Source organism: Gordonia sp. 11cp, assembly GCF_057767225.1.
Map to the genome: position 1 here is coordinate 791,749 of NZ_CM173437.1, position 23,321 is coordinate 815,069.

The window sequence follows — 23,321 nt, forward strand, 5'->3', positions numbered from 1 at the left end:
TCTCACCGTCGCAACCCAGAACACCCCGCGGGCGCGTTGTCCGCGGGGTGTTCTGCGTTCAGCACTCCGTCGACCCGGCGGTCATTGCCCACAGCGCGGTATGGGTGCCGATTTCCGGTACCGATCCCGCACTCTGGGCGCGGCTGGCGTCATGCCTGTCGAACGCAGGCGACGACCTCGGCGAGCACCTGCTCGACCCGCGAGCCATCGAGTGCGGCGGCCGCGCCGGTCACCATGACCTGCAGCTCACCTCGCGCGGTCGGCGAGCCCTCGATCTGCAGCATCCACCGCGAGGTCGGCGGCGGGAACACGTACAGGTCACCGCCCGAACGGGGCGGGGTGATCGTCGGGGTCCAGCCGAGCAGGACCGGAACCGGGAAGAGCCGCCCGTCGACGACCGGCTTTCCCAGTACGTCCAGCACGTCTTCCATCGGCGCGGTCGCCGCGGCGATACACCGGCGGGTGCGTTCCACCGAGTCGCGCACATCCTCTCGGGCGTCGAGCGGCGTCATCGCGGATATGACGAAATCGCCCACGATGCCGTCGGCACCCGCCGGCCGTTTCGACGCCGCGGTGGCGGCCATCACCCGGTGTTGCCCGGTGAGCCGTGCCAGCGCCACGGACACCGCGCTCCCGAACGCTTCGAACGGGGTCATACCGCGCTCGGACGCACCAGTGCGGAACTGCGCGTAGGTGTCGGCGTCGACGAGAGCCCGACGGCGTAGGGCCGCGGACTGTTCGCACGAGACGGGGTCCAGACCGTCCAGGGTGAAGGTCCGGTCGGCCGGCGCACCCAGCAGTTCCTTCCACCACCGCCCGTCGACCGCGTCGTCGACGGTCCGTGTCGGCGACGAGATCGACTGCGCAGCGGGCATGTTCACTCCGCGAGCGATGAGGTCGGCCTCAGTGGCGAGCACTCCGAGCGAGTGCCCGTCCACGGCAATGTGATGGAACACCGCGACCGCAGCCGTCACACCGCCGTCGGCATCCGCCAGAATCCGCATGCAGAACGGTGGAGCCACCCGCACATCCAGCGACGCCGACATCTGTTCGGCGAGCGCACGCAGGTCGTCCCGCCCTGGGTCCGGGCCGGCTTCGGCGAGTGGAACGATCTGCACGGCGGCATCGACGGCCGCGTCGGCGCCGCCCGCCATCGCCCGCTGCACCGGCCCGGCGGGGGTGTCCGGATAGATCGATCGCAGGGCGGGGTGCCGATCGGCCAACGTCCGGAGCAACTCTCGCAGTTCGACGGCAGTGGGCCGCCCGGCCTCGGGTGGAACCCAGCCGAGGCGGATCAGCTGCCCGTGCGGATGTCCCGGCGCGCGTTCGACCGTCCGTTCCGCGGACGTGAGAGGACGGTCCTCGTCGAGCGCGACCGGTCGACGTGTGTCGACGTCCGGGCCCACCGGCTCGACCATCCGCTGCGCCAGCGTCTCCAGGTCGGGCGCGGTGAGCACGTCGTCGGGGCCGATCTCGGAATGCCCTGCCGCCGTGAGCAAGCCGACGACCCGCATGACCGCCAGGGAGTCGCCGCCCTGCTCGAGGAAGCCGGCGAACAGATCCACCGCATCTGTGCCCAGGGTCTCCCCCACGACCCGCACCAGCAGGGTCTCGTGCGACCCCACCGGTCCCCGCGCGGACCGGCTGCGGGGGAGCGGGTACTCCGCCAGCTTTCGCACGTCGAGCTTGCCGTTGCCGGTGGGGGGCAGCGCGTCGATGCGCACGACGAGGGCCGGGACCATGTACGACGGCAGCACACGGGCGACCGCGCGGCGTAGACCGGGTGTGTCGGGGTCCGTTCCGGAATCACGCGGCACGACGAACGACACCAATGCGGTTCGGCCCGAGGGCAATTCCCGCAGAATCGTCGCGGAGCTCCGTACGCCGGCGCACCGCCCGAGCGCGGCGTCGATCTCGGCGAGTTCGATGCGCAGCCCGCGCAGGGTGACCTGATTGTCACGCCGTCCCAGCAGGCGGATCTCACCCGCGCCGGACCACTGCGCCAGGTCTCCCGTCCGGTACATCGTCTCCCCGGTCGAGAACGTGCACGCGACAAAAGCTTCCGCGGTGGACACCGGGTCGTCGAGATACCCGTCGGCCAGCTGCGGTCCCGCGCAGTGGAGTGTGCCCAGCGCGCCCGGAGGCTGCGACCGCCCCAGCCGGTCCAGGACCGCCTCGCTCACCCCGACCATCGGCGGACCCACGGTGATCGCCCTGCCCGGGGCCAACGGTCCGGAGATGTTGATGCTGCATCGGGTTTCGGTGGGTCCGTAGGCATTCCTCAGTCGAACACGACCCGACCACGTGTCGACCAGGCGCCGCGAGGGGGCTTCACCGCCGATGATCACCTGCACGAGGTCGTCGGCGAGGTCGACGGGCAGCGTGTCCAGGACCGACGGCGTGACGATGAGGTGACTGACGCGGTGTCGTCGGATCAGGTGGGCGAGCGCCTCACCACCGGACGCCGAGTTCGGCGCGACGACGACGGTCGCCCCACAGACGACCCCGCACAGCATCTCCACGACGCCGGTGTCGAAGGTCGGGGACGACGCGTGCAGGATGCGCGACCCGGGTGCGAGCGCATAGGTCTGTCGGATCTCCGCGACCAGGGCGGGAATGCCGCGGTGCGGCATCACCACGCCTTTCGGTGTGCCCGTGGATCCTGAGGTGAACAGCAGGTAGGCGGCGTCGTCGGGCCCGCATTCCAGGCCGCGCGGCCGGCCTGCCATCGGTGAGCCGGGGTCGTCGTGCTCGAGGTCGAGCCACCGGACCGAGCCCGGGCGTGCGGTGCCCGGCGTGCACAACCCGACTTCGGCGCCGGAGCGTTCGACGAGATCCCGCGTCCTCGCCTCCGGTGCGAACGGGTCGCCGACGGGCACCCACACGCCGCCCGCGCACAGCACCGACCAGAACGCAACGATCGAGGCCACCGACCTGTCGATCGACACCGCCACGCGGTCGCCCGCACCGACCCCGGCCGACATGAGCAGCCGAGTCCCCCGATCCACCCGGAGGGCGAACTCGCGCCGGGACACCGACACCTCGCCGTCGATGATCGCGACTGCCTCCGGATTCGACGACCGATAGTCCTCGAGGTGGCTCACGGTCGGCACGAACGGCGGCGCCGGCGGTCCGCTCCGGTACCGGAACCGCTCCCATTCCCCGTCGACGAACACCGAGTCGTCGGGAACCCGGGCGCCGCCGTCCAGTTCGTGCAGGGTCGCGGTGAGGTGGCGGTCGAAGCGCCGAGCAAGGGTGGCCAGCGCGTCGGCGTCGACGACTGCCGCCGGGGCTTCCCAGGTCACCGCCTGACGCCCGTCCTGGTCCGCGGGGTGCAGGGTCACCGCGACGTCGGAGATCGGTCCGGTCCGCATCAGCTCGAGCCCCCAGTGCAGGCCGTCGACAGCGGGCGACTCGAAACCCGGCAGGAGGTTGACCACTGCACCGAAACCATTGAGCCCCTGCCGGTTTCGCAGCATGTTCTCGCGGGGGTAACGCTGACGGCGGAGTGCGTCGATCAGGGCCGACGACACATCGGCGACCGCCTGCGCGGCGTCACGGTCCCCGATTCCGTCGAGGCGCAACGGCACGACGTTCGAGACGGGCTGCACCGCCCGTGATCGTGCCGCCGACGTTCGGACGGCCACCGGAAGACTCAGCCCCACGTCCGGGGTGTCGAGGAGCCGGGCGCACAGACCTGCGAAGGCCGCGACGAACTCCGCCGCCGATGCGACGCGCGGACTGCTCAGGGTCTCGGTGACCCGCGCGATCGACGACGTGAGATGCGCGACGGGGCCGGCCAGCAGGGACGGTTCGAGGCAGTCGAGTTCTCGCGCCCAGTGTTCCTCGTCGGTCACTCGTCGTCGCGAGTCGCGGTATGCCTTCTCATCGGCTTCGAGTTCGAGATCGTCGGCGAGCAACAGTTCGTCGGGCCGCGCGGTTCCCGCGTAGACACCGGCGATGTGCGCCATCACCCGCAGGGCTCCGGCGCCGTCGGTGAGCACGTGATGAACGCGCACGATCCAGCGGTGGGAGTCGGGACCGAGAACGTGCAGTTCGCTGCGGAACAGCGGCAGTCCGAGGTCGGCACCTGCGGGGTCGTCGAGAAAATGCTGCGCACGCGACTCGCTCGCGGCCGCCGGGTCGGCACACGCGGACAGGTCCACGCGCTCCACCGGGTCCAGCCCGGAACCGGCGGGACACAGCGGCTGCGGATGACCCTCGCCCGGTGAGCGTTCCGGGTGCAGACGCACGTCGCACCAGCCGACGTGGTCGAGCACTGCGCCGGCAGCGTGGTGCAGTCGATCGGCGTCGAGCCGGCCGCGCAAGGTCAGGCCGAATGCGACGACGTGCGAGACCTCAGGGTGCAGCAGTTGCGAGAGCCACAGGCCGCGGCGCGTCACGGTCATCGCGGATCGTCCCCCGGACGTCGTCCGGTCGGCCGTGTCACGCTCCGAGCGCGCGGGCGAACATCGGCCACGACTCATGCATCTGGTCCTCCCAGTACCCCCAGGAATGCGTGCCGGTCGCCGGGAGCCTGACGACGGCCGGGATGCGAAGTGCGGCGAGGCGATTCGCCATCGCCACCGTGCACGAACGCGCAGTGGCCTCGGCGAAACCACCGGCGGCGACCTGTTCGGCGAGTTCCCCCACGTTGCCCGCAACGCGCCGGTCCGACAGGTTGTCATGTGCGCCGGGCAAGCCCGTCGCCGCGCTGATCCACAGGGCGGGGGTGCGACGAGCGAGCTTGTAGGCGTTGATCACCGGGTCCTGCGCCGTCCACTGCGGGTCGCCGGGCGGACCGTACATGTTGCTGGCGTCGGCGAGTCCGGGGACGAACGCCACGTTGCGCAGCAGCAGCTGTCCGGTGGGTGATGCGGTGTCGGCGCATCCCGAGTAGGAGCCGACCGCTCGATAGAACCCCGGGTGGTTCTCGGCGATACGGAGAACCGCCGTACCCGCCATCGAGATACCCGCGACGCCGCGCGAGCGTGACGGCCCGGATCGTCCCCCGTGCGCGTTCTCGAAGGCCGCCGGCAACTCCGAGGTCAGAAAGGTCTCCCACCGCAGGGGACGGGACGTCTTCACGCCGAAGCGGAAGTTCGCGGCGGGGTCGACGCGGCGCCAGTCGGCGTAGTAGCTCGCGGCACCGCCGATCGGGGTGACGGTCCACACGTTCTTGTTGGCATAGAACGCGTTGGCGTCGGTGGCGTGCGTCCAGTCGTCGTCGTCCTCGCCGCCCGACGATCCACTGAGCAGGTACATCACCGGCGCGGCCTGGTTGCGGTTCGCAGGCGTCTGCACCAGCGACGGGACCTGGGTCTGCATGGACCGCGACCACACCGACACCACCAGGTTCCGCGGCGACACCCAGGTCTCCCGGTACGGCGCACCCGCGGTCGCCTTGGCGTAGCCGACCCCGGCGAGGGTGTCGGCGGCCGCGGTACCGGCCGACGGCACGAGCAGCCCCCCAACGCCGAGCAGGAGGCACAGAACGGCGGCACCACCCGCGATCACGGCGTTGGACAAGCGAGACATCCATGGCTCCCTGGGTTCGGGCCGGGTCATCCAGCCGACTCCGTCATCGTATGCACATCACCGGCGTACTCCGGACAGTTCTGGTCAATCGTCCAGAGCTGTCCCACAGCGGAATCGGACGAATCGGTTATGCCCTCCGCCCTGCCCACGTACGGTCGGACGATGACACCTCTCCTGCGCACCGCCGTCGCGACGCTCGCCGCCGCGGCCGCTCTCCTGACACCCCTCGCGATGTCGTCGACGACGGCGAATGCCACGCCCTCGTCCGGAATCTCGGCGGTCAGCCTGGCGAAGGCGGACATCCCGGCAGACCTCCTGCCCTTCGTACCCGACGGCGTGCACGTCGAGGTCCGCGAGATCACCATCGCGCCCGGTGGCACCACCGGCTGGCACTACCACGACGGCACCCTCATCGGCCTGGTTCGCCAGGGCACGCTCACCCATCCCGGTTCCGACTGCAAACCGGTCGTCTACCGGACCGGGGAGATCATCCAGGAGCCCGGGGGCAAGGCAAACACCCACGAGGGGACCAACCTCGGGACCACGCCGGTCATCCTCGACGTCCTGTACCTGATGCCACTGAACAAGCCGCTCTCCGAGGACGCGCCGGCGCCGCCGTGCGCGACGGCCACTCCCTGACGGCAAGCGACGCCCCTCCGCTCCCTGAGGTGCGAGGAGCGCAAGCGACGCCCCTCCGCTCCCTGAGGTGCGAGGAGCGCAAGCGACGAGCCACGAAGGGGCTCGCAACCCGCCTCGCGAAGACCCTTCGAGGCTCGCTTCGCTCGCACCTCAGGGAGCAGGGGGCCGCGTCGCTCGCACCTCAGGGAGCAGGGGGCCGCGTCGCTCGCACCTCAGGGAGCAGGGGGCGCGTCGCACCTCAGGGAGCAGGTTCGCGCACCTCACGGATCAGTGAGCAGGTCACTGCCGCCGGCTGAGCAGGGCGCCGAGTTCGGTTGCGAGCGTCCGGGATTCCGCGGTGACAAGTCGACCGTCGCGCACCACCCACCGCCCGCCGACCATGACGTCGCGGGGTCGCCGTCCCGGGGCCGCCCAGAGGAGGCCGTCGAGTGGGTCGGGAACCCCGGCGTCGAAGACGTCCGAGCAGTCCCACACACAGAGGTCGGCGGCGGCGCCGGGTCGCAGGTGCCCCAGCTCGCTGCGGCCGAGGCCCATGGCCGAGCCCTCGGAGGCCATCGCGAGAACCGCACGGGCCGTGACGGGTTCGCCGATCAAACCCGAGACCTGCACGGCCAGACGGGCATCGGCGATCAGGTGTCCGGCGTCGTTGCTACCGCCGCCGCTGGTGCCGAGACCCACCCGCACGCCCGCGGACATGAGTGCGGCAACCCGCGCGACACCCCATCCCATCGGTACGTCGCATCCCGGAGCATGGGTCGCCGACACTCCCGATCTCGCGAGGAGGGCCACTTCGTCGTCGGTGATGTCGCACAGGTGTGCCACGGTGACGTCGTCGTCGAGCCAACCCCACTCGTCGAGCAGTGCGAGGGGACGGCGCCCGTATCGTTCCGCGGCGATCTGCACGTCGACCTGCTCGTTGGCCTGCGTACGGCGACGTAGACCCAGGCTCGACGCGACCTCGGCGAGTGCCGCGAAGGTCTCCGGCCCGTCGGCATGTACGCCGGACGGGCCGACGGCCAGCTGGAGCATGCCGTCGGCGCCGGTGCCCGTGGTCGCCGCGCCCAGGTACGTGCCGTGGATGTCCTCGACCGACGCGGCAGCGAGATCCGGGTCGTCACGGGCGGTGCCCCGGACGAACACCAACCGCGCGCCGACTCGCGCCGCGGCGCCGATCGTCCCGCCGGCCACCGCGACCGGGTCCTGATCGCGCGGCCAGGTCAGATGGTGATCGGCCACCGTGGTCACCCCGCACAGCAGTGATTCGGCGAGTCCGACTGCCGCTGCCGCGGCGGTGAGCTCGGGATCGACACCGACCGACGAATAGCGTTGCGCCATCAGGCCGAGCCACTGCGGCATCGGGACGGACCGGCTCTCCGGGCGCGACCGGAAGGCGGTCTGCAACAGATGGTGATGGGCATTCACGAGACCGGGTGTGACGACGCACCCCGAGACGTCGACGACCTCATCCGCTCGGGCCTGCTCGCCGGCCGCGTCCCCGATCCGTCCGTCCTCGACGACGACCGGGTCGCGGGTGACCATCGAGGCGTCGCGCATCACCGCGGCCGCCCCGGTGAGCACGGTGGTGGTCACAGTTCGAGCACCAGACGACCACTCGTGCAACGAGACACGCAGATCATCATGGATTCGTTCTCGGACCGCTCCTCCGGGGACAGGATCGAGTCCCGGTGGTCCACCTCGCCGCTGACCACCCCCGTCTCACATGTTCCGCAGATTCCCTCGCGACACGACGAGGGTGCCACGACCCCGCGTCCGTCCAGGACGTCGAGGATGGTGCGGTCGTGCGGCACCGTCACGGTCACGCCGGAGAAGGCCAGCGAGAGTTCGAAGTCGGTGTTCGCCGCGGATTCCGTTGTCGTCGCGGTGAACGTCTCGGCGAACGAATCCACCGCCGGTTGCGGTTCGCACACGCGCGCCACCGCATCCAGCATCGACGGCGGACCACATGTGTACACGGCGGTACCGCGTGGCAACCCGCCCAGCACATCACCGAGATCCAGGCGGCCCGAGCGACCGGACTCGTGAACGGTGACCAGCCCTGGGTACCCGGACTCGATCTCGTCGACGAATGCCATCTCCGCCCGCGACCGCCCGACGTAGACGAGCCGCGACGGCCGGCCGGATCGATGCGCCTGCTCCATGAGGGCGAGGACCGGAGTGATGCCGATACCACCGGCCACGAACACGTAGCCGAGTGCGCGCGTCAGCGCGAAGTGGTTGCGCGGCAGACCGATCGTCACCTCGGCGCCCACCTCGATGTCGTCGTGCGCGGAGATCGACCCGCCGCGGCTGTCGAGGCGACGTTCGACGGCGATTCGGTAGGTGCTCGTGTCGTCGGGCGACGAGCACAGGGAGTACTGCCGCACCGGCCCGGCGGGCGTGTGCAGATCGACGTGCGATCCGGCGGTCCACGGCGGGAGCGCCGCGCCCCCCACCGGCGCGAGGACGAATTCGTCCACCCGACTGGTGAGTCGGCGCCGGGACACCACGCATACACGCACGGTGTCCTGGAAGTCGGTTGCTGACAAAGACATCGGAGATCTCCTCGATACGATGATCTCCGCCGGGATTCCCAGCCACGGGAACCACCCCCACCGACCCGGGTCAGGACACCTTCGCCGACGCCTGGACGACGACCAGGCGAGCGGCCTCGCGACCTATGAGCCGCCATCGGTGGGGAATTCCGCCAGCGTAGTAAAGGCTGTCGCCTCTTCGCAATTCGAGGACACTGCCGTCACCGAGATCGACCTCGATCTCGCCGTCGACGACGTGCAGCCATTCGTCCTGCTCGTGCTGGAAGTACTCGCCGTAGTCCCGTCTGTTCAACGACTGCTCCTGGGGGAAGAACGCGGCGTCCCCCCGGACGAGCAGGCGCGCATATCCGGCGTTGTCGCCGGCCTGCGGCAGGATCGCACCTTCTCCCGCACGCACCAGCTGCGCACCCACGGGCGCCGACGACGGGACACCCGCCACATGCGCGGGGTCGGCGGCCAGCATGAGACTCACCTGGGTCGTGTCCAGGGCCCGCGCGATCCGTTCCAGGGTCGTCATGCTGGGACGCGCGTAACCGCGTTCGAGCTGCGAGAGGAACGGGTGCGAGATACCGGCCTGCGCAGCCAGATTCGCCAGCGTGAGACCGTGTTGCTTGCGTCGTCTGCGAATCTCCGCACCCAGCGACGCCTGCGCGAGATCCGGCTCGTCGAGCGCCATGTGCCCACACCCTTCCTCCGGCGAAAGTCGGATCGATGGTTACACGCCCGCAGCGCTGGTTAACGTCGCGGCAACAGCGCGTTCCTATATTCGGTCGTGTTGACGTGATCAACAAGTATCACGAACCGCCCCACCCCCGCCGACCCCAGCCACAGCGGGACCACCGACCTCACGTGCACCGTTGCACGCCACCGAAGTCCTCGAGGAAGTTTCCGTATGCAGGCTCCGCAGACCGCGCCCGTCCCGGGCATCACCGGGTCATTGCCCGACGGCTCGGTGGTCGACGTCGAATTGTCGGCCGATGCCGACGGCATCCGTCGGGTCCGGGCCGTCACGCCGTTCTCTCCCGACACACTGCGCGGTCCCGGCTGGCTCGATCTGCGTGGGCACCTACTCCTGCCACCCGCGGCGGAACCCCACGCCCACCTCGACAAGGCCCTGTCCTGGTCGGAATTGTCGCCCCCGAGCGGCGATCTCGCCGACGCGATCACTTCCTGGCGGGCCGGCAGTGTCGCCCTGGACGAGCACTCCTTCCGGACCCGTGCGCTGCAGGCGACCTCGTCCATGCTGCGGAACGGGATCACCGCGGTGCGCACCCACGCCGACGTGCTCCCGCACGAGGACCCACTTCGCGCCGTCCGTGTCCTCACCGAGATCCGGGATCACCTGCGCGGGCTGATGGACATCCAGGTCGCGGTACTGGCGAGCCCACTGGCGCCCACCGCGCACATCGAGGCCGCGCTCGACGCAGGCGTCGATCTGGTCGGCGGCGCCCCACACATCGCCGACGATCCGCTCCTCGAACTCACGAGGCTGCTCGATCTGGCCGAGGCGCGCGGCATCGGCGCCGACCTGCACGTCGACGAGTTCCTCGACGGCGACCACCTGACCATCGAGGCCTTCGCGGATCGGGTGGCGGACTGGCCGGAAGACCGTGTTCGCACGGCCGGCCACTGTTGCCGCCTCGACACCCTGGCCACCGACGACCTGCAACGGATCGCCCGGGCTCTCGCGCGCGCCCGCGTCTCGGTCGTCGCACTGCCGGTGACGAACCTGTATCTCCAAGGCCGCCACGGTCCTTCGGCCGGCCGCCGGGGAATCACCCCGATCGACGTCCTGCGCGACCACGGCGTCCGTGTCGTCGGGGGCGCGGACAACATCCGTGACCCGTTCAATCCCGTCGGGCGGGCCGACCACCTGGAGACAGCTGCCCTGCTGATCACCGCGGCGCATCAGAATCCCCACACGGCAATGGAAATGGTCACCTCCGAGGCGCGTGCCGTGCTGGGACTCGAGCCCGCTGGACCGGTTGTCGGCGCGCGCGGCGACCTCGTCGCGATCCGCGGGAACGACCTCACCGAGGTCATCGCGACCGCTCCGGCCGACCGGGTCGTCATCGTGAACGGCGCCCCGGTCGCGCGCACCGAGACCACCAGCTGGACCAGTTTCCCGGTGCCGCCCGTTTCGTCCCCAGCAGAACTGTCCCCAGCAGGAGTACACCCAGCCGGGATGTCCGCGCCGGGCAGATCCCCCGTCGGTTTGGAGAGATGATGAGTTCACCAGCAACGACCCCCAGGCCGGCACTCGGTCACCCACTCGTCGGCTTCGAACACGTGGAGCTCACCTACCCGGACGGCACCCATGCCCTCCGGGATGTGAACCTCACCGTGCGTGAGGGCGAATTCGTCAGCGTCGTCGGGCCATCGGGGTGCGGCAAGTCGACCCTGCTGCGCTTGTCATCGGGACTGGAGACGATCACCGACGGCTACCTGCAGAGCGGTGCCGCGCGTATCGGGTACGTGTTCCAGGATGCGACCCTGCTCCCGTGGAGGTCGGTGGCCGACAACGTCGCTTTGCTCGGCGAACTGGATGGCGCGCCGAAAGCCGAACGGCGCGAGCGAGTTCGCGCCGCTCTCGAAACGGTCGGGCTGACCGGTTTCGACAAGCACCTGCCGCACATGCTGTCCGGCGGCATGCGGATGCGGGTGTCGCTGGCCCGGTCACTGACCCTCGACCCCGACCTGTTCCTGTTCGACGAGCCCTTCGCCGCCCTCGACGAACTCACCCGTGAGCGGCTCGGAACCGATCTGACAGAGTTGTTCGCCGTCAAACGCTTTGCCGGCCTGTTCATCACGCACTCGGTCGCCGAGGCCGCGTTCCTGTCCACCCGGGTCCTGGTGATGTCTGGGCGACCGGGGACCATCGTCGACGAGATCGAGGTCCCGTTCGACTATCCCCGGGCACCCGACCTGCGTTTCGAGCCGGAGTTCGGCGCGATCGCGGGCAGGATCTCACGCGCACTCCGAGAGGCACATTCATGAGCGCCCCCGATACCGGCACCGACACCACACCGAGCGTGAGAACCCCGAAGCCCGGCAAGGCCGGTGCGCCGGACCCGGGATCCACCACCGAACTCGCCGTGGCCACGCGCACGAGCCGACGCGGCCGAGCTCGCTCGAAGGCGGTCGGGATCGCCGCACCGCTCGTCGTCCTGGCACTGGTCATCGGCGCGTGGTATCTCGTGAGCTACGCGGTGCTCGACCCCGGACGCCGATTCCTCATGCCGCCACCGCATCAGGTCGTCACCGACGGCCTGCTCGGCGACGCCGCGCAGGAGATGTGGGAGGCCCTGAGCCGCACGGCAACCGTGGCGCTGACGGGCTTGGCCATCGCCGCTGTGATCGGCATCACCTGGGCGGTGATCATGTCGCAGTCGCGACTGATGGAGAACGCGCTGTTCCCTTACGCCGTTGTCCTGCAGTGTGTCCCGATTCTCGCACTCGTTCCGCTGGTCGGGTTCTGGTTCGGATTCGGCTTCAGCGCACGCGTCTTCGTCTGCGTGCTGATCTCGTTGTTCCCCATCGTGTCCAACACCCTGTTCGGCCTGCGGTCCGTGGACCGGCAGATGCGTGACCTGTTCGCTCTGCACCATCCGAGCCGCGTCACGGTCCTGCGCAAGCTGGAGTTCCCCGCCGCCATGCCGGCGATCTTCGCCGGCCTGCGGATCTCGGCGGGCTTGTCGGTGGTCGGTGCGATCGTCGGCGACTTCTTCTTCAAGCAGGGCAATCCCGGCATCGGCATCCTGATCGACAACTATCGTTCGCGACTGCAGGCCGAGGAACTGTTCGCCTCGATCGTGCTCGCCTCACTTCTCGGCGTGGCCGTCTTCTGGTTGTTCGGGTGGCTCGGCAACCGCATCGTCGGACGCTGGTATCAGCACTGACCCGACCCCCACCGATCCGACCCGGTCGTCGTACCCGCCTTACCCGATCTTCTCGTCCCTTCAGTCCTGCCCGAATCTCCCTGCACGAAAGAGGAACCCATGAACACACATGTCTGGCGCCGCCTGTCCAAGACCACCGGTGTCGCGGCCGTGGCCGCCGCCCTCGCGTTCACCGCCGCATGCGGTTCCGGTGAGAGCACCGAGTCCTCCGGATACACCGGGGCTATCGGCCCGGTCGACTTGAGCGCCAACTGCCCGGACAAGATCGTGGTCCAGACCGACTGGAATCCGGAGGCCGAGCACGGGCACCTCTACCACCTCCTCGGCCCGGACCCGACGATCAACGCCGGCAACAAGCGCGTCGTCGGTCCGCTGTTCGACCGCGGCGAGTACACCGGCGTCGACATCGAGATCCGTTCCGGCGGACCCGCCATCGGTTTCCAGTCGGTGACCTCGCAGATGTACTCCGATCCGGAGATCCTCCTCGGGTACGTGGACACCGACCAGGCGATCCAGAACTCGAAGGACAATCCGACGACCGCGGTCATGGCGCCGCTCGACATCAGCCCGCAGATGATCATGTGGGATCCCGCCACCTACCCGCAGGTACAGAAGATCGCCGACCTCAAGCCCGCGAACGCGCGCGTGCTCTACTTCGAGGGGTCGACGTACATGGACTACCTGACCGGGTCGGGTGTCCTCTCCCCCGGTCAGGTCGACGGCAGTTACGACGGATCGCCGGCCAACTTCGTCTCCGACGGCGGCAAGACCGCCCAGCAGGGATTCGCCAGCTCTGAGCCCCAGGTCTATCAGGAGGAGGTCGAGGGGTGGCAGAAGCCGGTGAAGTACCAGCTGATCCACGACGTCGGCTTCCCCACCTACAAGTCGTCGGTCGCGGTGCGCTCGGCAGCACTGGAGGAGAACGCCGCCTGCCTCGAACAGCTGGTCCCCGTGTTGCAGCGCGGGTCCGTCGACTACCTGGCGTCGCCCCAGGCGGCGGACGAGGTCATCCTCGACGCCGTCGAACAGTACGACACGGGCTGGGTGTACTCCCAGCGCAACGCCGACTACGCCCGTAAGACGATGGCCGAGCTCAACCTGGTGAGCAACGGCCCCGACGCGACCATCGGCAACTTCGACACCGCCCGCGTCGCCCGCGTGATGGAGGTGACCGGACCGATCTTCACCGAACAGGGCACCCCGGCCGCCGACGGCCTGACCCCCGAGGCGATCGCGACCAACCGCTTCATCGACACCTCGATAGGCCTGCCCCAGTGACCGCGCCCGTGGTGGCCGTCGGAACGGATGAGGGACGCCCCGACTTCGGACCCGACGACGTCGACGCGCTGGCCGACGATCTACTCGCGATCGTCGGCCCGCGCGGCATCAGCTCGCTGCCCCGCGCACTCGCACGGGCGGCCCGCGACGGTTCCGGGATGAGCCCGATCCTCTCCGCGCAGGACCTCGGCGAACCGGACCTCGTGTGCTACCCGCGCACAGCGGACGCGGTGCCCGAGATCGTGCGTGCGGCCGTCGCCCGCGGGGTGCCGATCACCACGCGCGGCAAGGGCACCGGTAACTACGGCCAGGTCATCCCGCGCTTCGGCGGACTCGTCCTGGACATGACGTCGCTGACCGAGATACGGGACGTCACCGGACGTTCGGTCACCGCGCAGGCGGGCGCGCGGATGATCAACCTGGAACAGACGGCCTGGGCTCATGACAGCCAGCTGTGGATGTACCCGTCCACGGTCCAGTCGACCCTCGGCGGCTTCCTCGCGGGAGGCTCGGCCGGTACCGGCACTATCGTGCACGGCCGCAACCACCAGGGTTTCGTCGAGGCGCTCGATGTCGTCCACGCCACCGGCGATGCCGAGGTGGTCCACCTCGACGGCGACGACGCGACGCCCTTCGTGCACACCTACGGGGTCGCCGGCATCATCGTCGCGGCCACGGTCCGGGTGGAGCCGCTGCAGCAATGGCGTTGTGTCTATGCGAGTTTCGAGTCCGGCCGGGAGGCGTTCGACGCGGCCTTCCGGTTGGCGGCGATCGAACCGAAGCCGCGGCTGCTGTCCGCGGACGGTCCGATCATCACCGCGGCCCTGCCCGACGACCCCGCCCTCGTCCGGGGACGCGCCAGCGTGCGCGGGATCATCGACGCCCGGGCCCTGGTGGAGACCACCGATCTCATCGCGGCCGCCGGCGGCCGCATCGAAGCGGTCCGTGAGGGCATCGCCGAGACGGTCAAACTGTCCACGCTGTCCTACAACCACCCGACGTGGTGGCTGCAGAAGTCGCAGCCGGACAAGTGGTTCCACATGGAGGTACGTGGCGACGCACTCGTCAGCCGCCTCGACGAGGTCGAGCAGGTCTACGAGGGCGGCATGCTGCATCTCGAGGTCGGCCACGAGATGATGTTCGGCATGCTCAACGGCATCTACCGCAGTCCGCAGCAGGTCATCGACGGGGTCGCCGCACTCGAAGAACTCGGGGTCGGGGTCCACTCCCCGCATCAGTGGTACGTCGACCTCGACGCCGAACGGGTCCGCGCGCTGGCCCAGCGGACCGATCCGAAGGGGCTGCTCAACCCGGGAAGGTGGATGTGAACGCCGTGGACACGACGAGCGTGAACCGGGCCGGGAATCGGCGTTACGCCGAGCTGACCACCGAACAGGTCGGTGACGCCCTGTCGCGCGATTCCATTCTCGTCCTGCCCACGGGCGCAATCGAACCGCACGGACCGCACCTCCCGCTCGCCACCGACCTCATCGTCGCCGAAGCCGTCGCCGAGGCGGTCGTCGAACGCGGTACCGCTGCGGGGTACGACGTCTGGTTGTTGCCCGCACTGGGATACACCAAGTCCGACGAGCACTCTCGTCTGCCGGGCACGATCTGGCTGCGGGCGACGACCCTGTTCGAGACGATCGTCGACATCGGTGCCTCGCTGGCGCAGACCCCCGCGCGACGTGTGCTCTTCCTGAACGCGCACGGCGGCAACTCCGCCCTGATCGAGGTTGCGGCGCGCGAGCTCCGACGACGGTTCGACCTGCAGACGTTCTTCTCCTCCGGCCCGGGCCATCCCGGTCCCACCGAGCGCGGACTCGGCATCCACGCCGGGTGGGCCGAGACCTCGATGATGCTGCACCTCCGACCGGATCTGGTGCACATGGACAAGGCGGTCGCGACGGTCGCGGACGCGGTCGCCGACGCGACACACGTCGGGTTCGCCGGGACGGTCCGATTCGGCTGGCTCTCCACCGATTTCGCCGAGTCGGGCGTCATCGGCGATCCCACCGGCGCCGACGCGTCGACCGGCGCGAAGCTCTTCGACGAGCGGGTCGACGCCCTCGTCGCCGCACTTCCGGAGATCGCCACGTTCGACCCGGGCCGGGTCGGACGTTGATCACCAGCGGGACCGGCTTCGGAACCGATTGCGCGAACGCCGATCAGCTCACGGTCCAACCGATGACACTACTGCGAGATTGGCTGCCCGCACCGGAAGAACCCCGTCCGTTGATGGCACTGGCGACGTGCGGCCGCGACGGCTATCCCCGGGTTCGACACGTTCTCATCACCGAAGCCGACGACACGGCGGTGTACTTCCATACCGACACCAGATCGGCGAAGGTCGCCGAACTCACCGAGAACCCCCGTGCCTCGGTCGCGATCGCCTGGCCTGCGGTGGGCCGTCAGGTCGTCGCGCACGGCGACGTCCGACGCGCCCCGGAGGACGAACTGCACCAGGCGTTCTCACGCCGTTCTCGCTACCTGCAGCTGCTGGCGTGGATGAACGACGGCGACCTCGCGGCGCTGTCTCCCGAGGAGCGGCGGCGGCGCTGGGCCGACTTCGACACGGCGCACCCGCGACTCTCGGCGCCGCCGACCTGGACCGGATACGCCGTCGACCTGCGGGAGATCACCTTCTGGCGGGGCGACCCGGACGGTCCGTCGCAACGAGTACGGTTCACCCACAACGACAATCAATGGACATCGGAGGTACTACCGGGATGACCGGCACTTACCACAACGCGCTGATCCTGCCGGTCAGCGGCGAGAAACCGTGGTTCTGGGGATGGCTGTCGGTCGGGACCGACGGCCGGATCTCCGGGATCGGCGAGGGTTCCCCACCCGCCGACGCACCTCTCCCCCGCCATGACCTCGAGGGAGCCTTCCTCGCACCCGGTTTCGTCTCGGCCCACAGCCACATCTACACCGGCGGGATGCGAGGCGTCGCCGCGAACAGTCCGCTCTACGAATGGGTCACGCTCAACAGCACGATGCTGCTCGGCGCCGAGGCGGAGGACCTGTACTGGATGACGCTGGCGGGCGGGCTCGACCACCTGTCCTCCGGCATCACGTCCGTGTACAACTTCACCCAGTCGCGTGTCCTCGCGCTGTTCGACTACGAGGAGTCCGTCCTCAAGGCGGCGCGCGTGCACCCGCCCGAATTCGTCACCGCGCAGGTGGACGGTCTGGCGGCCGCCGGCATCCGCTTCGTCACCAGCGTGCGGCTCGACGACGAACAGCTCGGCGAGGACGCGGCCTTCGCGGGCTTCGACGCGGTCATGACCCACCTGAGCACCGTCGACCCGGCACTCGATCTGGGCGGCTCGGTGTACGGGTCGGTGCAGTGGTCGTCGTCGCAGGCGACCGCCGAGCGCGAACGGGCCCTGATGGACCGGTACGGGATCACCAATCAGGCACACTTCGTCGAGACGGCCGAACAGATCGAGATCCAGCAGTCGAAGTTCGACTGGTACGACGCCGCGGGCGTCTTGGGGCCCGGCTTCGCCTTCGGGCACTTCGTGCATCCGACCGAGAACATGGTCACGAGGGTGCGCGAGACCGGGTCGGCAGTGGTGTGGCAACCGATGTCCAACGGCCGGCTCGGTTCGGGGATCGCCGATGTGCCACGCCTGCTTCGGGATTCGATCACCGTCGGCATGGGTGTCGACGATCAGTCGTGCACCGACGTGTCGGACCCGTTCGAGAACATGCGGACCGGATTGTTCCTCCAGCGCGGAAAGCACAGCGACGCCGCGATTCTGACCCCGCTCGATGTACTGATGCTGCACACGCTCGGGTCAGCATCGGCGATCGGGGTGGCCGACAAGGTCGGTTCGCTGGAGGTGGGCAAGTTCGCGGACCTCCTCGTCGTCGACCCACGGTCGCCCCACCTCGGACCGATCTGGGACCCCGTCGCCACGTATGTTCTCGGATGCGGGCTGCGAAACCTGCGCGAGGTCATCGTGGGCGGCCGGCCGGTGTGGCATCGCGACGTGGCCGATCCCGTACGCGCGCAGGCCGATTCCGAACTCACCGAGCGGATGATCGCCTCTGCCGCGCACTCGGGGATACACCCGGTCGTCGCAGCGCGTCACGGTGAGGGTCGCACGAGCGTCGACGACCACCGCTCGGTGTAGTCGGCGATCCGCGAATCGGTGCTGTAGGTCGAGTCGATCAGGTAGAGGCCCGGTGCCGGGCACACGGCGCCGAGTTCCACCAGGACCGGTTTGAGCAGCAGGTCGGGCGCCATGGCATGCGCGGGGCCCGCCCCGAGCATCAGCGGGACGGCGGTCACATCTCGTAGACCCTCGCCCGTGGCGAACTGGTCGAGAAAGAGCTTCAGGACTCCGGTGTAGGTCGCCTTGAAGGTCGGGCTGGCGACCACGACGAGATCCGAGGAGGCGACGGTCTCCACGGCGCCCCGGACTGCGGCGTCGCCCCACCCGAGCAGACCTGCCCCGAAGTCGATCACGTCGATGACGTGGTCGGGTTCGGTTCCGGTCAGCGCCTTCGCCAGCTGCCGGGCGGCATCGAGGGTGCGCGAACCGGGTTTGGGGTTCCCGGCGACAACGGTGGTGGTCATGGTCCGCCTTTCGCAGTATCGGTCCCGCCTATCGTGCCTCAGCCGACGCCGGCGTACCGGCCCGGCGCCGCAGCACCGTGATCGCTGCCGTCGTCACGATCAGCGCCACGATCGTCCCGGCCGCCACTCCGACGACGGCCGTCGTCTCGCCCTGTGCGTTCACGATGATCCCGACGAACGCCCAGATCAGGGTGAGCGGTTAGGCGACGAGCACCGACCCGACGACTGCCGTGACGGCCAGCCCGACCACGGCGCACGCGAGCAGAACGGCCAGCTGCCAGCCCAGGGATCGCGGGTCGGCGAGGTCGGCTCCGATCGCGGCGGCCCAGTTCTGGAAGACCGCTGCGGTCGCCCACGCCGCATAGACTCCGACGAGGATGCGGGTCACTGCCGTGAGCCATCGCGGCGCCGAGCCGTCGGCCGGTCTCGCGGCGATCCGGGCCGCGTCGAGCAGGGCCACCGTCATGACCGTCAGCACGAGCGGGGTCACCCACGTCCACTCGGCGGCCGACACCAGGATCCACACCGCCGCGCCTGCGAACGCGACTTCGAGGTCGATGAGCAGGCGCCGCGGATCATCGGTCCCGGTGGACCCCTTCCAGACCACCGCGACGGCGAACACGATCGACAGCAGGTAGATGAGGCTCCAGATCGAGAACGTGTAACCCGCCGGGGTGATCAGGAGATCGGTCGTCGACTCGTTGGGCGAGGCGCCGAATCCGGAGAACGGGACGACGGGCGCGAGCACCTGAGCCACGGCGAGGAACACGGCGAGCCAGGTGATCGGACCGGAGAGACGCGTGGGTGTCATGTGTCCCAACGTAGGCGCAAGTGTCCGTTTCACGCCGCAACTCCCCTTGAGCTGCGCTGGAGACCGCGTCAAGGCCGGCCACGGGTCCCGGGGATTCGACGCCGGCCACGATGCTCACCGGTGTACACGAATCCGTTGCCGTCAACGCTACCGGCGGCACACCACATCTGGTGATGCCGGCGAGCACCAGCTGCCACACACGTCCCCGACGCCGATCGCGCCGGGGGGGTCAACCCACCGGGCGGAGGTCCGAGGTCGAACCCGGACGCGATCCCCGGTATTTCTCGACCCAACGGGGCGACCCGGCGTCCGCATCGGTCTCGGCGATGTCCCAGTCCACGAAGTCGTAGAGGTCGCCTGCCATCTCGACGATGACGTCGCGGAGTTCGAGGGGTTCCAGCCAGCGCTGCGGGATCGCTGCCACACCGTCGCGGGCACCCAGCAGATTGCCGGCGATGGCGCCCGTGGAGTCCGAGTCGCCATCATGGTTGACCGCGATGATCACCGCGTCTTCGAGGTCGTCGGCCACGAGCGCGGAATAGACGGCGATCGCGAGCGCCTCCTCGCCGACCCAACCCCCACCGAGCAGCTCGATCGCCGACTCGTGGGACAGGCCCGAACCGGCCAGTCCCTCAGCGGTTTCGAGCGCGACAAGGGTCTCCTCGTGACCGGCACGCATCCGGAGAATGTCCTTGGCCACCGCCACCGCCTCCGGCAGGCTCGCCCCGGCGATCAGATCGCGGATCACGACCGCGAGAACACCGGCGGGCAACGACCCGGAGGGGTGTCCGTGCGTGAGCGACGCGAGCGTGGCGGCGAGATCGAAGGTCCCGCCGGCCGACCACTCGGCTCGGGCCGCGAACAACCCCACGGGCGCCACTCTCATGACGCCGCCGCACCCCTTGCTGTCGTTGTCGGCGGGCTCGCCGGGACGAGTGGTCACCCGGAGTGCCTCGAGGCAGGTGGTTCCGGGTGCACGCCGGCTGTGCAGCTGCCGGTGTCCCGCCAGCCAGCTCGACCGTTCGGTCGTCGCCAGCACACCGTGCCGCGGATGGCCGCCCTGGGTGATGAACCAGCGGAGGTAGGCGCGCGCCGTGGTGGCCGCGTAACAGGAGATCCCGCCCGCGCAGTCGTGCGCCCAGGCGCGCAGCAGGCCCTCGGCGGTGAACAGCGTCATCTGCGTGTCGTCGGTGATGGTGCCGACGCCGCCGTACGCCTCCGCGTACGAGGTGATCCCCGTGGGCCCGAAGCGTTCGATGATCGTCGCGCGGGACATGAGCGCGACCGATCCCCCGAGGGCGTCCCCCGCCGCGCCACCGACCAGGCAGCCTACGAACTGATCCAACATCGGCGTCACCTGCACTTTCCCCAGTGTTCCCACCATGGTCACATGGGTCGGCGAGCTTCGCAGGCCGGAGGTTCGTCCGTACACGCCCCGGCCCAGAACCCGGCACCCGATCTGGCCTCCGTCCAGATCGGCAGCGCATGCTCGAGTCCAGTCAAGTCGACGTAATGGCCATGCATGCTCGCACGGCCCCGACAGCCGAGAGAAGATGACCGACCGTCAGCCGATCCCCTCGATGAACGGTTCGATGTTGCCGTACCCCACCTGATCGCCGTACCGGCATTCGACGGCGTAATCCCACACGCCGCCTTTGAGTTCCGCCTGCACGCCCGGATCAGACAGATCAAGGGTCTCCCCGTCGACCCATTGCGGGCCCATCCAGGCACCACTTGCCCATCCGCGGAAGCCGAAGTAGCCGCCGGTCTTACGGGAGTAGCGTGTCATCGCGCGGAATTCGAGCTCCAATGTAGAGCCGTCTTCCAGTGTGATCAGATCGCGGCCACCGGCGACCTCGTTGGTTGTGGTGTGCGGGACGAGATCCCAGTCGTGCTTGACGTCCACGACGCGGAGCGGCCTACGCGTGTCGCCGTGGGGGAACCACATCTCGCCGTGGTGGGTGCCCAGACGCTCTCCTTCCGGGCTCTCCGCACCCTCGTACTGCAGCGCGAAGTCGTCGAACTGCAGCGTCGCCGAGTGCCAGTAGTAGGTGATGCGCTCACGCTTCGGCGGCTGCAGCCCGAACCCCACATTCACACCCTCCGGCGGGGGGAGGTACTCGGCCGCCGACCGCCGGATACCCCAGGAGCGGTCGCGCTGGGTGACCCACGACTCCGGATCTATCTCGTAGCGTGTCCCGCCTATCTCCAGCCAGCCGTGGGCGCGGCCGTACTGAAAGAACCGGATCATGTGGTTCACGACCCGTCCCCGACTGCGCCGAAACATCTGCGGCCGCTGCTCGACGACCGGCACGATCCCCTCGGCCATCACGTCGAGGCTGATGCCGTATTCGTTCTTGCCGAGATGGAATCCGACCTGCGAGTAATCAGCGGAGATACGATAAGCAATCGGGCCGACGATGAGCCCGTCGACGTCGGGCCGGAGTTCCCGCGACGCGCGCACGTTGTGCTGGGCGCTGCCCTCGACCACCGAGACGTAGGCGTCGATGACGTTGCGGTTGGTGTACTTCCCCAGACCGGCGCCGATGAAGAACCGACCGCTGGTGTCAAAAGCACTGAACCACACGCGTTCGCACCACTGCAGATCGCTGGTGTCGACGTGGTCGAAGGTGGAGACGACCTGGTGGTTGAGCAGCTCGTCGCTGGGAATGGGCATCGATCCTCCGGATTGTCATCGGCGCCTGTGGACGCCGCAGGTTTGTCAGGTTCTGGTCGCGCTAGGCCTGCGACAGCAGCTTGTCGAGACCCTGGGTCGCAACGTTGTTGGTCTCGAAATCCGACGGATAGCCCCGTATCCCGGCGCGGACGATGTTGCGCGCGTGCGGAATCAGAAGCACTCCCAGCCGAAGCGTCTCGAGCACTTTGTGGAAGAACAGGTTCTCGACCCGATTTCCCGTGACCAGCTCGTAGTGCGCCACGGTCTCGTCCTCGCCAGGAATGCCCTCGAGCTCGGGCGCTCCGAACGGCCACGCATAGGTGGGTTCCAGCACGATGAACCACGCCAGATCAGCAATTGGGTCACCCAGATAGGCCATCTCCCAGTCCAGAACGGCCACGACCTGCTCATCCCGGTAGATCAGATTGCCGGGCCGGGCATCGCCCCAGCACAGCGCAACACGGGGCGGTGTGAAGGTGTTGGCCTTCAGCCAAGTCAGGGCACGCTCATACACGGGGAAACGGCGGTCGGGGCTGGCCCACGCCAGCACCTTCTCGCATTCGGAGATCTGACGATCGAGCGCGTCGCTGCCTGGACCGGGCACGTCGAGGCACGGGAGCTCGAGCTCGGACCACGGCAGGCGGTGAATGTCGGCCACCGTCTCGACGGCCCGGTGCCACAGACGTTGCCGTGCCACGGGGTCGGCATCGAAGAACAGACCTTCGGACCGTAACCGCCCCGCCGGGACCTCACCGTCAACCCGCTCCATGACGAAGAACGGCATGCCGAGATGCACCGGATCATGCTCGTACCACCTCAACTTCGGCACCGGCACAGCCGTGTTTCGCAGCGCATTCATCACGCAGTACTGGGTGTACAGCTCCTTGTCCGGGAACAGTGACCCGCTACTCGGAAGCCACCGGATGACCAGGCGCTCATGCCTGGGTGTGCCGTCCTCGCGATAGGCCAGCTCGAAGAAATATGTCTCGTTGGAGAACCCTTCACCGCTGCCGCGCAGTTCGGTCATCTGCAGGTCTGCCACGTCGGGCAACTTGGTACGCAGCCACGTGGCGAGCCGCTCGGACAAGGCGGCGAGGTGCTGTTCCCGGCGGACTCCACGTTCTCCCTTGGCCCGCTTGCCCTGAGTCGTCACCGCCCACTCCCGCACGCAGCAGGGCCGGCTGTCGTCTGCGTCAAAGTGCCTCCGATGACCTTGAGAAGAAATGTGAACAGGCGAGATCGGGTCGGAACATCACGTCGAGAACATCTGCGGGCCGTACATTCCCGCGGAATACCGCGCAGCGGCAATGGATGTCGGCACAGGTGAGGTCACGAC

General features: G+C 68.9%; 20 protein-coding genes. 9 read left to right on the top strand and 11 right to left on the bottom strand.

Translation table 11 applies throughout. From position 1 onward, the window contains the following. Positions 1–149: 149 nt before the first annotated feature. Both AC3B6C_RS03295 and AC3B6C_RS03300 read right to left on the bottom strand, forming a co-directional pair. Positions 150–4,409 carry a non-ribosomal peptide synthetase gene (locus tag AC3B6C_RS03295; protein WP_488374910.1) on the bottom strand — a complete coding sequence of 1,420 codons (4,260 nt, stop codon included), beginning with the start codon at positions 4,407–4,409 and terminating at the stop codon, positions 150–152. Positions 4,410–4,446: 37 nt separating this feature from the next. Next, positions 4,447–5,538 (bottom strand): alpha/beta hydrolase, encoded by a 1,092-nt coding sequence (locus AC3B6C_RS03300; protein ID WP_488374911.1) that lies wholly within the window; start codon positions 5,536–5,538, stop codon positions 4,447–4,449. Between the two features lie 162 nt (positions 5,539–5,700). Here AC3B6C_RS03300 and AC3B6C_RS03305 point away from each other — a divergent pair, with 162 nt between their 5' ends. Further along, positions 5,701–6,177 carry a cupin domain-containing protein gene (locus AC3B6C_RS03305; RefSeq protein WP_488374912.1) on the top strand — a complete coding sequence of 159 codons (477 nt, stop codon included), beginning with the start codon at positions 5,701–5,703 and terminating at the stop codon, positions 6,175–6,177. A 279-nt stretch (positions 6,178–6,456) separates the two neighbouring features. Here the strand turns inward: AC3B6C_RS03305 and AC3B6C_RS03310 are convergent, their stop codons facing one another. The 3 genes from AC3B6C_RS03310 to AC3B6C_RS03320 form a co-directional block, all read right to left on the bottom strand. Continuing rightward, entirely contained in the window at positions 6,457–7,767 is a 1,311-nt protein-coding gene (locus tag AC3B6C_RS03310) for an amidohydrolase family protein (RefSeq protein ID WP_488374913.1), read from the bottom strand. Beyond that, positions 7,764–8,729 carry a PDR/VanB family oxidoreductase gene (locus AC3B6C_RS03315; RefSeq protein ID WP_488374914.1) on the bottom strand — a complete coding sequence of 322 codons (966 nt, stop codon included), beginning with the start codon at positions 8,727–8,729 and terminating at the stop codon, positions 7,764–7,766. The genes AC3B6C_RS03310 and AC3B6C_RS03315 overlap by 4 nt, the downstream gene beginning before the upstream one ends. Before the next feature lie 70 nt (positions 8,730–8,799). After that, the gene (locus tag AC3B6C_RS03320) at positions 8,800–9,405 is read right to left on the bottom strand and encodes a helix-turn-helix domain-containing protein (protein ID WP_488374915.1); all 606 of its coding nucleotides are present in this window, start codon (positions 9,403–9,405) and stop codon (positions 8,800–8,802) included. Between the two features lie 216 nt (positions 9,406–9,621). Between AC3B6C_RS03320 and AC3B6C_RS03325 the strand changes: the two genes are divergently transcribed. From AC3B6C_RS03325 to AC3B6C_RS03360, 8 genes are all read left to right on the top strand, one after another. Continuing rightward, positions 9,622–10,956, top strand: coding sequence for an amidohydrolase family protein (locus tag AC3B6C_RS03325; RefSeq protein WP_488374916.1), 1,335 nt, complete (start codon positions 9,622–9,624; stop codon positions 10,954–10,956). Next, complete coding sequence (locus tag AC3B6C_RS03330; protein ID WP_014928117.1) at positions 10,956–11,726, top strand: ABC transporter ATP-binding protein; 771 nt, start codon at positions 10,956–10,958, stop codon at positions 11,724–11,726. Before AC3B6C_RS03325 ends, AC3B6C_RS03330 begins: the two co-directional genes overlap by 1 nt. Next, entirely contained in the window at positions 11,723–12,628 is a 906-nt protein-coding gene (locus AC3B6C_RS03335) for an ABC transporter permease (protein WP_488374917.1), read from the top strand. Before AC3B6C_RS03330 ends, AC3B6C_RS03335 begins: the two co-directional genes overlap by 4 nt. A gap of 99 nt (positions 12,629–12,727) precedes the next feature. After that, the gene (locus AC3B6C_RS03340) at positions 12,728–13,906 is read left to right on the top strand and encodes a hypothetical protein (RefSeq protein WP_010842766.1); all 1,179 of its coding nucleotides are present in this window, start codon (positions 12,728–12,730) and stop codon (positions 13,904–13,906) included. Further along, positions 13,903–15,234, top strand: coding sequence for an FAD-binding oxidoreductase (locus AC3B6C_RS03345; protein ID WP_488374918.1), 1,332 nt, complete (start codon positions 13,903–13,905; stop codon positions 15,232–15,234). Before AC3B6C_RS03340 ends, AC3B6C_RS03345 begins: the two co-directional genes overlap by 4 nt. Further along, on the top strand, positions 15,231–16,031 hold the full coding sequence (locus AC3B6C_RS03350) for a creatininase family protein (protein WP_488374919.1): 801 nt from the start codon (positions 15,231–15,233) through the stop codon (positions 16,029–16,031). The genes AC3B6C_RS03345 and AC3B6C_RS03350 overlap by 4 nt, the downstream gene beginning before the upstream one ends. Next, positions 16,028–16,639, top strand: a complete 612-nt coding sequence (locus tag AC3B6C_RS03355; RefSeq protein WP_488374920.1) for a pyridoxine/pyridoxamine 5'-phosphate oxidase — start codon at positions 16,028–16,030, stop codon at positions 16,637–16,639. The genes AC3B6C_RS03350 and AC3B6C_RS03355 overlap by 4 nt, the downstream gene beginning before the upstream one ends. Next, positions 16,636–18,051 carry an amidohydrolase family protein gene (locus tag AC3B6C_RS03360; protein WP_488374921.1) on the top strand — a complete coding sequence of 472 codons (1,416 nt, stop codon included), beginning with the start codon at positions 16,636–16,638 and terminating at the stop codon, positions 18,049–18,051. Before AC3B6C_RS03355 ends, AC3B6C_RS03360 begins: the two co-directional genes overlap by 4 nt. Here AC3B6C_RS03360 and AC3B6C_RS03365 read toward each other — a convergent pair. The 6 genes from AC3B6C_RS03365 to AC3B6C_RS03390 all read right to left on the bottom strand — a co-directional run bounded on the left by AC3B6C_RS03365 (position 18,006) and on the right by AC3B6C_RS03390 (position 23,138). Beyond that, positions 18,006–18,497 carry an NADPH-dependent FMN reductase gene (locus AC3B6C_RS03365; RefSeq protein WP_014928123.1) on the bottom strand — a complete coding sequence of 164 codons (492 nt, stop codon included), beginning with the start codon at positions 18,495–18,497 and terminating at the stop codon, positions 18,006–18,008. The two genes, AC3B6C_RS03360 and AC3B6C_RS03365, sit on opposite strands and share 46 nt — an antisense overlap. A 28-nt stretch (positions 18,498–18,525) precedes the next feature. Then, positions 18,526–18,660, bottom strand: coding sequence for a hypothetical protein (locus AC3B6C_RS03370; protein ID WP_488374922.1), 135 nt, complete (start codon positions 18,658–18,660; stop codon positions 18,526–18,528). 36 nt (positions 18,661–18,696) lie between these two features. Next, positions 18,697–19,308: an MFS transporter gene (locus tag AC3B6C_RS03375; protein WP_488374923.1), complete on the bottom strand. Its 612-nt coding sequence runs from the start codon at positions 19,306–19,308 to the stop codon at positions 18,697–18,699. Between the two features lie 229 nt (positions 19,309–19,537). Further along, positions 19,538–20,656, bottom strand: a complete 1,119-nt coding sequence (locus AC3B6C_RS03380; RefSeq protein ID WP_488374924.1) for an ADP-ribosylglycohydrolase family protein — start codon at positions 20,654–20,656, stop codon at positions 19,538–19,540. A gap of 216 nt (positions 20,657–20,872) precedes the next feature. Further along, on the bottom strand, positions 20,873–21,985 hold the full coding sequence (locus AC3B6C_RS03385; RefSeq protein WP_488374925.1) for an Rv3169 family protein: 1,113 nt from the start codon (positions 21,983–21,985) through the stop codon (positions 20,873–20,875). A 61-nt stretch (positions 21,986–22,046) separates the two neighbouring features. After that, on the bottom strand, positions 22,047–23,138 hold the full coding sequence (locus AC3B6C_RS03390; protein WP_488374926.1) for a phosphotransferase family protein: 1,092 nt from the start codon (positions 23,136–23,138) through the stop codon (positions 22,047–22,049). Between the last annotated feature and the right edge of the window lie 183 nt (positions 23,139–23,321).

What these genes read in the sequence shown, in the direction of transcription:
- AC3B6C_RS03295 (WP_488374910.1), bottom strand. Translation starts at nt 4,409, where the DNA reads ATGACCGTGACGCGCCGCGGCCTGTGGCTCTCGCAACTGCTGCACCCT.
- AC3B6C_RS03300 (WP_488374911.1), bottom strand. Translation starts at nt 5,538, where the DNA reads ATGTCTCGCTTGTCCAACGCCGTGATCGCGGGTGGTGCCGCCGTTCTG.
- AC3B6C_RS03305 (WP_488374912.1), top strand. Translation starts at nt 5,701, where the DNA reads ATGACACCTCTCCTGCGCACCGCCGTCGCGACGCTCGCCGCCGCGGCC.
- AC3B6C_RS03315 (WP_488374914.1), bottom strand. Translation starts at nt 8,729, where the DNA reads ATGTCTTTGTCAGCAACCGACTTCCAGGACACCGTGCGTGTATGCGTG.
- AC3B6C_RS03320 (WP_488374915.1), bottom strand. Translation starts at nt 9,405, where the DNA reads ATGGCGCTCGACGAGCCGGATCTCGCGCAGGCGTCGCTGGGTGCGGAG.
- AC3B6C_RS03325 (WP_488374916.1), top strand. Translation starts at nt 9,622, where the DNA reads ATGCAGGCTCCGCAGACCGCGCCCGTCCCGGGCATCACCGGGTCATTG.
- AC3B6C_RS03330 (WP_014928117.1), top strand. Translation starts at nt 10,956, where the DNA reads ATGAGTTCACCAGCAACGACCCCCAGGCCGGCACTCGGTCACCCACTC.
- AC3B6C_RS03335 (WP_488374917.1), top strand. Translation starts at nt 11,723, where the DNA reads ATGAGCGCCCCCGATACCGGCACCGACACCACACCGAGCGTGAGAACC.
- AC3B6C_RS03340 (WP_010842766.1), top strand. Translation starts at nt 12,728, where the DNA reads ATGAACACACATGTCTGGCGCCGCCTGTCCAAGACCACCGGTGTCGCG.
- AC3B6C_RS03360 (WP_488374921.1), top strand. Translation starts at nt 16,636, where the DNA reads ATGACCGGCACTTACCACAACGCGCTGATCCTGCCGGTCAGCGGCGAG.
- AC3B6C_RS03365 (WP_014928123.1), bottom strand. Translation starts at nt 18,497, where the DNA reads ATGACCACCACCGTTGTCGCCGGGAACCCCAAACCCGGTTCGCGCACC.
- AC3B6C_RS03375 (WP_488374923.1), bottom strand. Translation starts at nt 19,308, where the DNA reads ATGACACCCACGCGTCTCTCCGGTCCGATCACCTGGCTCGCCGTGTTC.
- AC3B6C_RS03380 (WP_488374924.1), bottom strand. Translation starts at nt 20,656, where the DNA reads ATGTTGGATCAGTTCGTAGGCTGCCTGGTCGGTGGCGCGGCGGGGGAC.
- AC3B6C_RS03385 (WP_488374925.1), bottom strand. Translation starts at nt 21,985, where the DNA reads ATGCCCATTCCCAGCGACGAGCTGCTCAACCACCAGGTCGTCTCCACC.